This window comes from Mesorhizobium sp. B2-3-6 (assembly GCF_006442305.1).
GTDB lineage: Bacteria > Pseudomonadota > Alphaproteobacteria > Rhizobiales > Rhizobiaceae > Mesorhizobium.
On record NZ_VFVW01000001.1, the window covers coordinates 1,158,209 to 1,170,413 of the forward strand.

Annotated in this window: 10 protein-coding genes; 7 read left to right on the forward strand and 3 right to left on the reverse strand. The window is 62.6% G+C overall.

Features of this window, described 5'->3' with window-relative positions; translation table 11 throughout:
- The first annotated feature begins 41 nt into the window (after positions 1-41).
- Together dnaE and FJ953_RS05570 are read left to right on the forward strand one after the other, a co-directional pair.
- Positions 42-3,569, forward strand: a complete 3,528-nt coding sequence (gene dnaE, locus FJ953_RS05565) for a DNA polymerase III subunit alpha (protein ID WP_140623442.1) — start codon at positions 42-44, stop codon at positions 3,567-3,569.
- A gap of 67 nt (positions 3,570-3,636) precedes the next feature.
- Positions 3,637-4,440 (forward strand): potassium channel family protein, encoded by an 804-nt coding sequence (locus FJ953_RS05570; RefSeq protein ID WP_140501525.1) that lies wholly within the window; start codon positions 3,637-3,639, stop codon positions 4,438-4,440.
- Between the two features lie 17 nt (positions 4,441-4,457).
- Here the strand turns inward: FJ953_RS05570 and FJ953_RS05575 are convergent, their stop codons facing one another.
- A complete protein-coding gene (locus FJ953_RS05575) occupies positions 4,458-5,339 on the reverse strand; it encodes a DMT family transporter (protein WP_140623444.1) in 882 nt (293 codons plus the stop codon).
- A gap of 179 nt (positions 5,340-5,518) precedes the next feature.
- On the opposite strand from FJ953_RS05575, the gene FJ953_RS05580 reads away from it, so the two are divergent.
- Positions 5,519-6,025 carry a hypothetical protein gene (locus FJ953_RS05580; protein ID WP_140501529.1) on the forward strand — a complete coding sequence of 169 codons (507 nt, stop codon included), beginning with the start codon at positions 5,519-5,521 and terminating at the stop codon, positions 6,023-6,025.
- Between the two features lie 22 nt (positions 6,026-6,047).
- Here FJ953_RS05580 and FJ953_RS05585 read toward each other — a convergent pair whose 3' ends face one another.
- The gene (locus FJ953_RS05585) at positions 6,048-7,376 is read right to left on the reverse strand and encodes a DNA polymerase IV (protein ID WP_140623446.1); all 1,329 of its coding nucleotides are present in this window, start codon (positions 7,374-7,376) and stop codon (positions 6,048-6,050) included.
- 65 nt (positions 7,377-7,441) lie between these two features.
- Here FJ953_RS05585 and FJ953_RS05590 point away from each other — a divergent pair, with 65 nt between their 5' ends.
- Together FJ953_RS05590 and FJ953_RS05595 are read left to right on the forward strand one after the other, a co-directional pair.
- On the forward strand, positions 7,442-8,029 hold the full coding sequence (locus tag FJ953_RS05590; RefSeq protein ID WP_140520982.1) for a GNAT family N-acetyltransferase: 588 nt from the start codon (positions 7,442-7,444) through the stop codon (positions 8,027-8,029).
- A gap of 94 nt (positions 8,030-8,123) precedes the next feature.
- The gene (locus tag FJ953_RS05595; RefSeq protein WP_140623510.1) at positions 8,124-9,626 is read left to right on the forward strand and encodes a hypothetical protein; all 1,503 of its coding nucleotides are present in this window, start codon (positions 8,124-8,126) and stop codon (positions 9,624-9,626) included.
- Between the two features lie 146 nt (positions 9,627-9,772).
- Here FJ953_RS05595 and FJ953_RS05600 read toward each other — a convergent pair whose 3' ends face one another.
- The gene (locus tag FJ953_RS05600; protein WP_140501536.1) at positions 9,773-10,072 is read right to left on the reverse strand and encodes a DUF3572 domain-containing protein; all 300 of its coding nucleotides are present in this window, start codon (positions 10,070-10,072) and stop codon (positions 9,773-9,775) included.
- A gap of 236 nt (positions 10,073-10,308) precedes the next feature.
- Here FJ953_RS05600 and FJ953_RS05605 point away from each other — a divergent pair, with 236 nt between their 5' ends.
- Both FJ953_RS05605 and FJ953_RS05610 read left to right on the forward strand, forming a co-directional pair.
- The gene (locus FJ953_RS05605) at positions 10,309-10,680 is read left to right on the forward strand and encodes a response regulator (RefSeq protein WP_140501538.1); all 372 of its coding nucleotides are present in this window, start codon (positions 10,309-10,311) and stop codon (positions 10,678-10,680) included.
- 33 nt (positions 10,681-10,713) lie between these two features.
- Positions 10,714-12,087: a PleD family two-component system response regulator gene (locus FJ953_RS05610; RefSeq protein WP_140562440.1), complete on the forward strand. Its 1,374-nt coding sequence runs from the start codon at positions 10,714-10,716 to the stop codon at positions 12,085-12,087.
- Positions 12,088-12,205 lie beyond the last annotated feature (118 nt).

Below are 12,205 nucleotides of genomic sequence, written 5' to 3' on the forward strand. Positions count from 1 at the left end.
CATCTTGATCGACTCAAGTCCTTCGGGAAACGCGAAAAACCATGGCGGATGACAGACTTCCACGCGACCCCTTGCTACGCGAAGCGGCAGTGAAGGGGGCGGCGCCAGAAGCGCCGGCGCGTCCTTTCGTGCATCTTCGCGTCCACTCGGCCTATTCGCTGCTGGAAGGCGCGCTCCAACTCGGCAAGATCGTCGGCCATGCGGTCAAGGACGAGTGTCCGGCAATCGCGGTCACCGACACCAACAATCTGTTCGGCGCGCTCGAATTCGCGCAGAAGGCGGTGAAGGACGGCATCCAGCCGATCATCGGCTGCCAGATCGCGCTCGCCTTTTCCGGCGAGAACGTCGACGGCCAGCGCGACCGCCGGCGGCAGGGGCCCGAGATGCGGCCAGTCGTGCTTATCGCGGCGACCGAGGCCGGCTATTCCAATCTGGTCAGGCTGGTGAGCCGCGTCTATCTGGAGACGCCGCCCGGCGAGGCGGTGCATCTGACCAGCGAGATGCTGGAGGGCCAGGCAGACGGGCTGATCTGCCTCAGCGGCGGTCCCCGCGGCCCTATCGGCGCGGCTCTGAAGGAGGATCGACGCGATCTCGCGGAGACCCGGCTGTCGACCCTGAAAGCCCTGTTCGGCGATCGGCTCTATGTCGAACTGGAACGAGTTTCCGGTTACGACCGGCTGATAGAACATTCCACGATCGATCTCGCCTATGCCCACGAATTACCGCTCGTCGCCACCAACGAGGCGTTCTTCTCCTCGCGCGACGATTATGACGCGCATGATGCGCTGATCGCCATAGCGGAGGGCTCGGTCGTCGCCGTGGACAATCGCCGCCGGCTTTCACCGGATAACTTCCTGCGTAGCCAGGCTGAGATGGCAGCGTTGTTCGCCGATCTGCCGGAAGCGATCGACAACACGGTCGAGATCGCGTTGCGCTGCTCCTACTATCCGAAAACCCGCAGCCCGATCCTGCCGCGCTTTACCGGCGGCGACGCGTCGGACAAGGACGCAGCCGAGAAGGCCGAGGCCGCCGAACTTGCCCGCCAGGCGCGTGAAGGGCTGGAGGCCCGGCTTGCCGCGCACGGACCGACGCCGGGCTATACGGTCGAGCAATACCGCGAGAGGCTCGAGTTCGAGCTCGGCATCATCGAGAAGATGAAATTCCCAGGCTACTTCCTGATCGTTGCCGACTTCATCAAATGGGCCAAGTCGCAAGGCATTCCAGTCGGGCCGGGGCGCGGCTCGGGTGCGGGCTCGCTGGTCGCCTATTCCACCACCATCACCGACATCGATCCGCTGCGTTTCTCGCTGCTGTTCGAGCGCTTCCTCAATCCGGACCGCGTGTCGATGCCCGATTTCGACATCGACTTCTGCCAGGACCGCCGCGAAGAGGTGATCCGCTATGTCCAGCAGAAATATGGACGCGACCAGGTCGGCCAGATCATCACCTTTGGAACGCTGCAAGCCCGCGCGGTGCTGCGCGACGTCGGCCGCGTGCTGCAGATGCCTTACGGCCAGGTCGACAAGCTGTCCAAGATGGTGCCGCAGAACCCGGCCAATCCGGTGAAACTGGCGGACGCTATCGCCAACGAGCCGCGTTTTGCCGAGGAGGCCGAAAAGGAGCCGATCGTCCAGACGCTGCTCGACATGGCACAGAAGCTGGAAGGGCTTTATCGCCACGCGTCGACGCACGCCGCCGGCATCGTCATCGGCGACCGGCCGCTGTCGGAGCTAGTGCCGATGTACCGCGATCCTCGTTCGGACATGCCGGTCACCCAGTTCAACATGAAATATGTCGAACAGGCCGGGCTGGTGAAGTTCGACTTTCTCGGCCTGAAGACGCTGACCGTGCTGGAGACGGCGGTGAAGCTGATACGCCGCCGCGGCATCGATATCGACCTGGCGACGATCCCGCTCGACGATCCCGAAACCTACGCCATGCTGTCGCGCGGCGAAGTGGTCGGCGTGTTCCAGGTGGAAAGTGCCGGCATGCGCAAGGCGCTGATCGGCATGCGGCCCGACTGCATCGAGGACATCATCGCACTGGTCGCGCTCTACCGGCCGGGACCGATGGAGAACATCCCGACCTACAACGCCAGGAAGCACGGCGAGGAGGAGATGGCCTCGATCCATCCCAAGATCGACCATCTGGTGAAGGAGACGCAAGGCGTCATCGTCTACCAGGAACAGGTGATGCAGATCGCGCAGGAGTTGTCCGGCTATTCGCTGGGCGAAGCCGACCTTTTGCGCCGCGCCATGGGCAAGAAGATCCGCGCCGAGATGGACAAGCAGCGTGAGCGCTTCGTCTCGGGCGCGGTCGAGCGCGGCGTGGCCAAACCGCAGGCCGACTTCATTTTCGACCTGCTGGCCAAGTTCGCCGACTACGGTTTCAACAAATCGCACGCGGCCGCCTACGCCGTCGTCTCCTACCAGACAGCCTATCTCAAGGCGCATTATCCGGTCGAGTTCCTGGCGGCGTCGATGACGCTCGACATGGGAAACACCGACAAGCTCGCGGATTTCCGCCAGGATGCGCTGCGCCTCGGCATCGAGGTGGTGGCACCGTCGGTGATATCAAGCTTTCGTCCCTTCGAGGTCGGCGAGAACCGCATCTACTATTCGATGGCCGCGCTCAAGGGCGTCGGCGACGCGGCGGTGGAGCATATCGTCGCCATGCGCGGCGAGAAGCCGTTCAAGAGCCTGGCCGATTTCTGCGAGAGGGTCGATCCGAAAATCGTCGGCAAGCGCGTCTTCGAAAGCCTGATCATGGCCGGAGCGCTAGACTGTTTCGGCCATGACCGCGCCGCGATGATGGCTGGCGTCGAGCGGATGATGGGGCTGGCGTCACTGGCGCAGCAGAACGCCGTCTCAGGCCAGGCCGACATTTTCGGCGCGTCTCTAGGGGCACAGTCGCAGGCGCTCAACTTGCCCGTGACCGAACCGTGGCTCGCCGCCGACCGCCTGCACCGCGAATTCCAGGTGGTCGGTTTCTATCTCTCCGCCCATCCGCTGGACGAGTACAAGGCGGCGCTGCAGAAGATGCGGGTGCAGAACTGGGCGGAGTTTTCGGCCGCGGTCAAGCGCGGTGCCACCGCAGGGCGCCTCGCCGGCACCGTGACCACCAAGCAGGAGCGCAAGACGCGGACCGGCAACAAGATGGGCGTGGTGCAGTTCTCGGACACGTCCGGCCAGTATGAGGCGGTACTGTTTTCCGAAGGATTGGCGCAGTATCGCGACATGCTGGAGCCGGGCCGCTCCGTGGTCATTACCGTGGCGGCGGAGGACAGGCCGGAGGGCGTCAACCTGCGCATCCAGACCGTGCAGTCGCTTGAGGACGAGGCCAGCCGCATCCAGAAGGCGCTGCGCATCTTCGTCAGAAACGATGCGCCTGCCTCGATCATTCAATCGCAGCTTACCCAGCGTGGTGAAAGTCAGGTGAGCATCATCGTTATCAAGGAAGAAGCGCAGGGCGAGGTGGAGATTGCCCTGCAGGGGGGCTACCGCGTCTCGCCGCAAATCGCCTCGGCGATGCGCGCCGTGCCAGGCGTGGTCGAAGTGGAGCTGGTGTGATCGCCCCTTCCGGGGACTGGTGGCAATCCGCCGGGCGGCATCCGCCGCTCAAGTCACCGCAATTGCCATGAAGACGAAAGACAGCGACGGATTGCAGGACCGTTCCACAATGGCGTGGCTGCGCGACACGCTGCGCAAGCTCTACCACGGCCGCACGCCGGCGGCTTTTCGGTTTCAGCTGGTTGCGGTCATCATCGACCTGGCCATCATTGCCTTCTTCATCGCCACGCCCGTCATCCAGCAGTCGGCCTCATTCCTGTGGCTCGACTATGCGGTGGCGGCTCTGGTCGCCGCCGACCTGGTTGCCAGGCTGCTTGCCTCGAACGACATGCTGCGGCTGATGAAGCAGCCGACCTCCTGGGTGGACATTTTCATCCTTTTGACGCTGCTGATGCCGACGGCGCTCGCCAATCTCGGCTTTCTGCGCATCCTGCGGCTGTGGTCGCTGTCGCGCAGCGGTTCGCTCTGGCGGCATTTCGAGATGCAGGGCCTGCGGCCCTGGCGCGAAGCGAGCCACGCGGTGATCAATCTCTTGACGTTCCTCTTCGTGATCACCGGTTTCGTCTACACTTTCTTCTTCCGCAGCGGAGCGGGGCTGGAAAGCTACATCGACGCGCTTTACTTCACCGTCGCGACGGTGACCACGACCGGGTTCGGCGACATCGTGCTGCCGGGAATGGCGGGGAAACTGACGGCGATCGTGACCATGATCATCGGCATATCGCTGTTCGTCAGGCTGGCGCAGGCGATCTTCCGACCGGCCAAGGTGTTCTTTCCCTGTCCGCAATGCGGCCTGCAACGGCACGAGCCGGACGCCGTTCACTGCAAGGCCTGCGGCCACCTCCTCAACATACCCGACAGCGGTGATTGAGGGGCGATTGAGGCGCGCTACGATGCCGCCGCTTGCGCCGGCTTTGGCTGCCGGCGCTGCAGGTTGAGCATATTGCCCATCAGGATCAGCAATGCCCCGCCTGCGGTAAAAGCGTCGATCTGCTCCTTGTAGAGCAGCCAGCCGATCAATGCCGACAGCGGCACGCGCAGGAAATCCATCGGAGAAATGACGGTGGCATCGGCGTAGCTCAGCGCCCAGGCCATGCAGAAATGTGACGACATGCCAGTGAAGGCGATCAGCAGGATCCACGGCCACAGCTCGAGCGAAGGGTTGCGCCATTCGTAGAGCGCCGGGATCAGGCCGAGCACCGACTGGATGATCAGCATCCAGAAGATGATTCGCACAACGCTGTCGGTCCGCGTCAGCGACTTGACCAGGACCAGCGAGATGCCGAAGCACATTGCCGCGCCCAGCACGACCAGATGTCCCGGATCGACCGAGCCGACGCCTGGGCGCACGATGATCACGACACCGATCAGCCCGAGCGCCACGGCGCCGAGCTTCGGCCGGGTGAGCCTTTCGCCGAGAAAGGTGACCGCAAGGATCGCCGTCCAGATCGGCGTCGTGAATTCGATCGAGATCAGCACCGCCAAAGGGATCAGCGTCAGGGCGTAGAGCCACGCCGCCTGGCCGGTATAGTGAACCACGTTGCGCGTGACATGGGCGAGGGGGCGCCCAGTGCGCATGGCGGCAAAGCCGCCATTTTGCATGACCAGCGGCAGCAGGATGAAAAAGCCGATCACCGAGCGCAGCTCCAGCACCTGGAAAACGTTGAGCTCGGCCGTGGTGGCGCGGCCCGCGACCGACATCGCCAGGAACGAGGCGATCGACAGCGCCATCCAGAACGCGGCCTTGGGGATGGAAGGGGTGGGTGCCATTTCCGCTATGTCGCAGGCCGTGGCTTTTGCCGCAACCGCTAGCAGCCGCATTCTTCTGGGCCAGCCGGATGTTGCAAAACAGTCATGTTGAAGGCGGAACCTGGCACGGCAGGGGGCGTTGAGTTCCGAATATCGGAAGTGCTTCGCAGGTGCCTTTCAATGTCGATAGGAGAATTTCGATGAGATCATTTGCGCAATTTGCGCTTGCTGGCTGCCTGTTGGTCACGGCAGGCGCGGCACATGCCGACGAGTCCAGATTTCTCCAGTCATTCAAGGGCAATTTCACCGGCAAGGGCATCGTCAAGGTGACTACCGACGCGCCGACGGTGAATGTGTCCTGCACGTTCAGGTCAAACGCGACGTCGACCTCATTGTCGCTCGATGGCAATTGCCGAGGGCTTATCGTGGTGACGCGCGCCATCAGCGCGGACCTGAGGACTGCCGGAGCGAAATATAGCGGCACTTATGTCGGGTCTCGTACCGGGCCTGCGCAATTGAACGGCACCCGTTCGGGCAACGCGATCAATCTCGGCATCCGTTGGGCCAAGGAGGTCAATGGTGACCGAAAGGCGCAGATGAAGGTCGAGAAACGAGGCGAGAACGGCATGCGGCTGACGGTGATCGACACTGATCCGAAAACCGGCAAGAGCATGGTGACAAGCAGGATCGATCTGCAGCGCACCTAAATCTCGACAGCTGATATCCTTATCAGTCTTCCAGCGGCTCTGGCGGGTGGGTGTCGCGGCCTTTGCCGAACGTATAGCCGGTTTCCACCGCCTTGCGGCCGAACTTGTCGCGCAGCGCGTCGATGGCGCCTTCGGCCATGGCCCGCTTGCGCGACTGGATATCGACCAGATCGGGCGGATCGGCCTTGTCATCGGCGGAAAGATCGCTGACGCCGATGCCGAGCAGCCGGTATTTGGTGCCGTCGGTTTCCTTGCGCAGCAGCTCGACCCCGGTCGAAAAGATACGGTCGGCGAGCCGGGTCGGGTCGCCGAGCTGGCGGTTGCGGGTGCGGATCTTGAAATCCTGCGTCTTCAGCTTGAGCACCACCGTGCGCCCGGCGATGCCGGATTTCTTCAGCCGCGCCGAGACCTTTTCCGAAAGGCCCCGCAGCACCGAGACCAGCTCGTCCAGCGAAGCGATATCGGTGTCGAAAGTGGTTTCGGCCGATACGCTCTTGGCGTCCTGGTCGGGATCGACGCGGCGGACGTCCTCGCCGCGCGAGAGCCGGTAAAGCCGGTCGCCCATCACGCCATAGCGGCGCATGAGGTCGCCACGGTCCATCTTCTGGAGCTGGCCGATGGTGTGGATGCCGTCCTGTTCGAGCGTGGCGTTGAATGCCTTGCCGACCCCCCAGATCATGCTCACCGGCTGTGCGGCGAGGAAACCCACGGCTTCCGCTTCGCCGATGACCGAGAAGCCGCGCGGTTTGCGGAAATCCGACGCCACCTTAGCCAGGAACTTGCAGTAGGACAGACCTGACGAAACGGTGATGCCGATCTCCTTCTCGACGGCCAGCGCGAAACGGGCCAGCACCACCGCCGGCGGCAGGCCGTGCAGCCGTTCGGTTCCGGCAAGGTCGAGAAACGCCTCGTCGATCGAGAGCGGCTCGACCAGCGGCGTCAGCGCCTGCATCATGGCGCGCACCTCGCGCCCGACGACCACGTACTTTTCCATATTGGGCGGGATAACCACCGCTTCGGGGCAAGCCTCGAGCGCCTTGAACATGGGCATGGCGGAACGCACGCCCCTTATCCGGGCGATGTAGCAGGCGGTGGAGACGACGCCGCGCTTGCCGCCGCCGATGATCAGCGGCTTGTCCTTCAGCGCCGGGTTGTCGCGTTTTTCGATTGCCGCATAGAAAGCGTCGCAGTCGATATGGGCCAGATGCAGCCGGTACAGCTCGGGATGACGGGCAAGCCTGGGGCTGCCGCATCGCTCGCAGCGCCTGGCGTCGCTGCGCTGAAAGGCCAGGCAGTCGCGGCAGAAACCGTGATCAGGATTATTGACAGGAGCCGCCATCGCTGCGAACATAAAGAGAACAAACACAATGGTACGACAGTGCAAGGCTAGCGACAAGCTTGGCCTGGGGAGAACGCATGAGCACGACCATAGTGCCGCTGGCGCCTGAGCTCTGGCGTGAATTCGAAGATCTCTTCGGCAAGCAGGGCGCCTGCTACGGCTGCTGGTGCACGCATTTCCGGCTGGCGCCGGCGGCTCGGCGCGAAAGCAGCCGCGAACGCAACAAAGACCACATCAGGGCGCGCATCGAAGCAGGCCCGCCACCGGGCATGCTGGCGTTCGAGGACGGCAAGGCAGTCGGCTGGATGCAGATCGGGCCGCGCGCCGACGTGCCCGAGTGGAACAACCGGGGCCGGGGCTCGGCTCCGGTCGATCCCGCGGACGCATCGGATCCGAGCGTCTGGGCAATTTCCTGTTTCTTCATCCGCGCCAAGGCACGGGGCCGGGGCATCAGCCATCGCCTGGTCGAAGGCGGCATCGATTTCGCCCGCAGGAACGGCGCGCGAATGGTGGAAGCCTGCCCGATAGACCTGTCGAAGGATTCACGCTCCATCGGGCTGTTCGTGGGCTCGTCGCGCGTGTTCGAGAAGGCCGGGTTCGAGCGGCTCCTGGAACGCAAGGCGGGCCGGCCGTTGATGCGGCTGGTGCTGGAGCCGAGCGCCTGAACTTCGCCGTCTTGCAGTTGTGACGGTCTTTCCCTACCAGAAGTAGGAGACGATTTTGCCTTTTCGACCAAACGGAGAATTCTACGTGAACCGGATGTTGCCAATCGCCTTTACCGCGCTTCTGCTCAGCGCGCCCGCTTTCGGCCAGAGCGTCGACAGCCAGGGTGCGAAGCAGCTATCCGAGAACCTGTCCCGCTATGTCGGCAAACAGACCCTCGACAAGGGCATCCTGAAGGTCTCGGTCGAAGGCGGCGCCTACAAGATCATGTTCGATTTCAAGGCGCTCGCCGGCACCTTGCCCGACCAGAAGCTGTTGAAATTCGACTTTGCGCCCTACGCCCTGCTGGTCAAGCCGCGCAGCGACGGGACCTGGGATGTCTCGATGGATCTTTCGCACAGCGCCTCCTTCGAGTTCAACGGGCCGCAGGGGCTGCAGAGCACGCAATTTTCTATCAAGGACGGCAAGGGTTCCGGTGTCTACGACCCCAATCTGGCGGCCTTTACCAGCGGCACCAGTTCGATGGCGGGCATGACGATGGTGTCGCAAGATGCCAAGCAGCACATGGAAGTCAGCGCCGACGGCGGCACCGCGACCATGGCCGCTACCAAGGCTGCCAATGGCGGGGTCGATTTCGCGTTGTCGCAAAAAGTGTCGAACTTTGTCGAGGCGATCAAATTCGACGATCCCGAAAGCGGACTGAAATTCCCGGTCACCGTCAAATCACCGGAACTGTCGGTGGATGCCAAAGGCAAGGGCGTGCAGACCAAGCCGCTGCTCGATCTCCTGGCATTTGCCGTCGCCAATGAGAATGAAGCCACGCTGAAAGCCAACCAGGCGCAGCTCAAATCGCTTCTGCTCGCCGCGCTTCCTGTGTGGGAGCGCATCGACGGGACATACGGGTTCAAGAATTTCGCGGTCGAGAGCCCGGTCGGCACGTTCGGTGCGGCGCAGCTCAGCACCGCCTTCGGAATGGATGGCGTCGCCCAGAGCGGTACGATCGGCTACGGGATCAAGGCGTCGGGGTTGACCGTGCCGCAGCAGCTTCTGCCGAGCTGGAGCATGGCGCTGCTGCCGACCGATATCGACCTGAACTTCGGCGGCGCCAACATCGATCTCGACAGCATGGCGAAGAAGGCAATCGAAGCCTTTGATCTTAACAAGAACCCGCCGCTGTCGGCCGAATTCGGAGAGCAGCTCAAAACCGATTTCATGGCCAAGACGCCGAAGGTGGTCATTGGCCATAGCACCATCAAGAACAAGGATACCGAAATCGCCTTGGAAGGCGAAATGACGTTTCCTGGCGAGAAGCCGGAAGCCAATGTGACGGTGGACGTCGCCGGCTTCGACAAGATCGTCGAAGGCCTGCAGGAAGCGGCGAAATCGGAACCGGAGGTGGCGCAGTACGTGCCTGTGGCCCTGATGGTGAAAGGGTTCGGCAAGACCTTGACGGACGGCCGCATGGAATGGGTCGTCAACGCCAAGCCGGACGGTTCGGTCATTGTCAATGGCGTCATGCTGAAGCCGGCCGATCCTGCCGAGGACGACAGCATTGACGATGGCGGCGACGAGACGGACCAGGCGGATCCGACACCGTAGCCACTCGGCTCACCAAAGCGCGTCGCCTTCGAACGGATTGGCGCGACGCGCCTCAAGCCTTCGTTTTATGCTTGTCGCTCAAACCGGGCGACAAGAGTCAGACTTCGCTCGACCTGGCGATCGGGGCGCCGCCTTGGGATCGTCACTCATATAGAATGCTCGTGGTTATCGTCGCCCAGCGGCAGCGCGCGCAACGCCTTGCCGACGGAGGCCGGTGGCGTGCCGGTTTCCTCGGCAAAACGCAGCAATGTGGGTTCGTGGGCGAGAACGAACTGCAGCACACCGGCCAGAAATCCCGGCTCGCCGGCAGCTTTGCGGATCGAATGCGCCTCGATGCCGGTGATGGCCAGGAAGCGAGGCAGCAGTTCGGGATCAGAGGCGACGAAGGCCAGAGCCTTCACGGCAATGGTTTCGGCCTCTTCGCGCATTGACGCTGCGTTTGCCATCATTACCTTTCAGGGTATGCGGAATGTGAGTCTCTTCCGCAGTAATGGCAAGCGTCGCTTGCGGCAAGTCGTTACCTCTTCAGTGCGGGACCCGAGGTGGAAACGGAGCAGCTTTTCTCGCCGCAGGTTTCCGTTTCGTCAATCATATTGCCGTAGAGTCGAGTAGGGTTTGGTGCGTCCCGGAAGGGCGCATAACGGCCGCCTTCGAGCGGAACAGCGGCCGGGACGGGATATCGATGCCTAAGAAGGTCATGATCGTCGAGGACAATGAGCTCAACATGAAGCTCTTTCGGGACCTCATCGAAGCAAGCGGTTACGAGACAGTTCGCACCCGCAACGGTCTGGAAGCGCTCGATCTGGCGCGTCAGCACCGGCCGGATCTCATTTTGATGGACATCCAGTTGCCTGAAGTGTCTGGGCTGGAGGTGACGAAATGGCTGAAGGAAGACGACGACCTGCACGTCATCCCGGTCATTGCCGTCACTGCCTTCGCGATGAAGGGCGACGAGGAGCGCATCCGCCAGGGCGGCTGCGAGGCTTATATCTCCAAGCCGATCTCGGTGCCGCGCTTCATCGAAACCATCAAGTCTTACCTGGGTGATTCCTGATGCACCTTGCCGCCAAAGCCGGAGCCTTGTGAAATGACCGCTCGGATTCTCGTCGTCGACGACATCCCTGCCAATGTCAGGCTGCTGGAGGTTCGGCTGCTGGCTGAATATTTCGAGGTGTTGACCGCCACCAACGGCCCGGATGCGATCGAGACCTGCGAGAACGGTAAGGTCGACGTCGTGCTGCTCGACGTCATGATGCCGGACATGGACGGCTTCGAGGTCTGCCGCCGCCTGAAGAGCGATCCGGCGACGTCGCATATTCCAGTGGTAATGATCACCGCACTCGACCAGGTTTCCGACAGGGTGCGCGGGCTTGAGGTCGGCGCCGACGATTTCCTGACCAAACCCGTCAACGACCTGCAACTGATGACGCGCGTCAAGAGTCTCGTCAGGCTGAAGTCGCTGACCGACGAGTTGCGGCTGCGCGCTTCGACCACGCGCAACATCGGCATCGAAGAGTTGCTCAGCCGCAATTTCGCCTCCGAGGACACGACGCCGAAAGTGCTTCTGATCGATGAGCGCAAATCGTCGATCGAGCGCGTCCAGAAGATGCTGCGCGACTGTGCTGACCTGGATGTCGCCAGCGATCCGCATGCCGGCTTCTTCCAGGCGGCGGAGACGCCCTATGAATGCGTGATGATCTCGACGAGCTTCGCCGATTTCGATCCGCTTCGGCTCTGCTCGCAACTGCGCTCGCTCGATCGCACACGCTTCCTGCCGATCATCCTGCTGGCGGAGGAGGGCGAGGAGGAGCGCATCATCCGCGGCCTCGAACTCGGCATCAACGACTATCTGATGCGGCCGATCGACCAGCAGGAACTGACGGCGCGGTTGCGCACCCAGGTGCGCCGCAAGCGCTACAACGACCAATTGCGCGCCAGCGTGACGCAGACGATCGAAATGGCGGTGACCGACGGGCTGACCGGGCTGCACAACCGCCGCTATCTCGACAGCCATCTCCAGACGCTGTTCGACCGCGCCGTGGCGCGGCGCCGGCCGCTGTCGGTGATGATCACCGACCTTGATCGCTTCAAGTCGATTAACGACACGCACGGCCATGACGGTGGCGACGAGGTGCTGCGGGAATTCGCGCGGCGGCTGCGCAAGAACGTGCGCGGCATCGATCTGGCCTGCCGGTTCGGCGGTGAGGAGTTCGTAGTGGTCATGCCTGACACCGATGGAGCGATCGCCGAAAAGGTGGCCGAACGCATCCGCGCCGAAATCGCCCAGATGCCGTTCGTCATCGGGCCTGACGGCAAGGCCATCGAGGTCACCGTCAGCGTCGGCGTGTCGTCGGTGCTGAAGGGGGTGGATACGGTGGCGGCGCTGATGAAACGCGCCGATCTGGCGCTCTATGAAGCCAAGAGCGGTGGCCGCAACCGCGTCGTCGCCAAGGCTGCCTGACGGACCGGGTAAGAGTATCCGTCAATCCGGCAAGGTTACCCATTTACCTTAATCCAAGCGATTCACGAGGCTTGGTTAAGAAACTGTTGATTTTCATAAGCTCTTGCGCAAATGTGCG

Bases quoted from the DNA above. Each gene is read 5' to 3' on its own strand.
- dnaE (WP_140623442.1), top strand. From the start codon at position 42: ATGGCGGATGACAGACTTCCACGCGACCCCTTGCTACGCGAAGCGGCA.
- FJ953_RS05570 (WP_140501525.1), top strand. From the start codon at position 3,637: ATGAAGACGAAAGACAGCGACGGATTGCAGGACCGTTCCACAATGGCG.
- FJ953_RS05575 (WP_140623444.1), bottom strand. From the start codon at position 5,339: ATGGCACCCACCCCTTCCATCCCCAAGGCCGCGTTCTGGATGGCGCTG.
- FJ953_RS05580 (WP_140501529.1), top strand. From the start codon at position 5,519: ATGAGATCATTTGCGCAATTTGCGCTTGCTGGCTGCCTGTTGGTCACG.
- FJ953_RS05585 (WP_140623446.1), bottom strand. From the start codon at position 7,376: ATGTTCGCAGCGATGGCGGCTCCTGTCAATAATCCTGATCACGGTTTC.
- FJ953_RS05590 (WP_140520982.1), top strand. From the start codon at position 7,442: ATGAGCACGACCATAGTGCCGCTGGCGCCTGAGCTCTGGCGTGAATTC.
- FJ953_RS05595 (WP_140623510.1), top strand. From the start codon at position 8,124: ATGTTGCCAATCGCCTTTACCGCGCTTCTGCTCAGCGCGCCCGCTTTC.
- FJ953_RS05600 (WP_140501536.1), bottom strand. From the start codon at position 10,072: ATGGCAAACGCAGCGTCAATGCGCGAAGAGGCCGAAACCATTGCCGTG.
- FJ953_RS05605 (WP_140501538.1), top strand. From the start codon at position 10,309: ATGCCTAAGAAGGTCATGATCGTCGAGGACAATGAGCTCAACATGAAG.
- FJ953_RS05610 (WP_140562440.1), top strand. From the start codon at position 10,714: ATGACCGCTCGGATTCTCGTCGTCGACGACATCCCTGCCAATGTCAGG.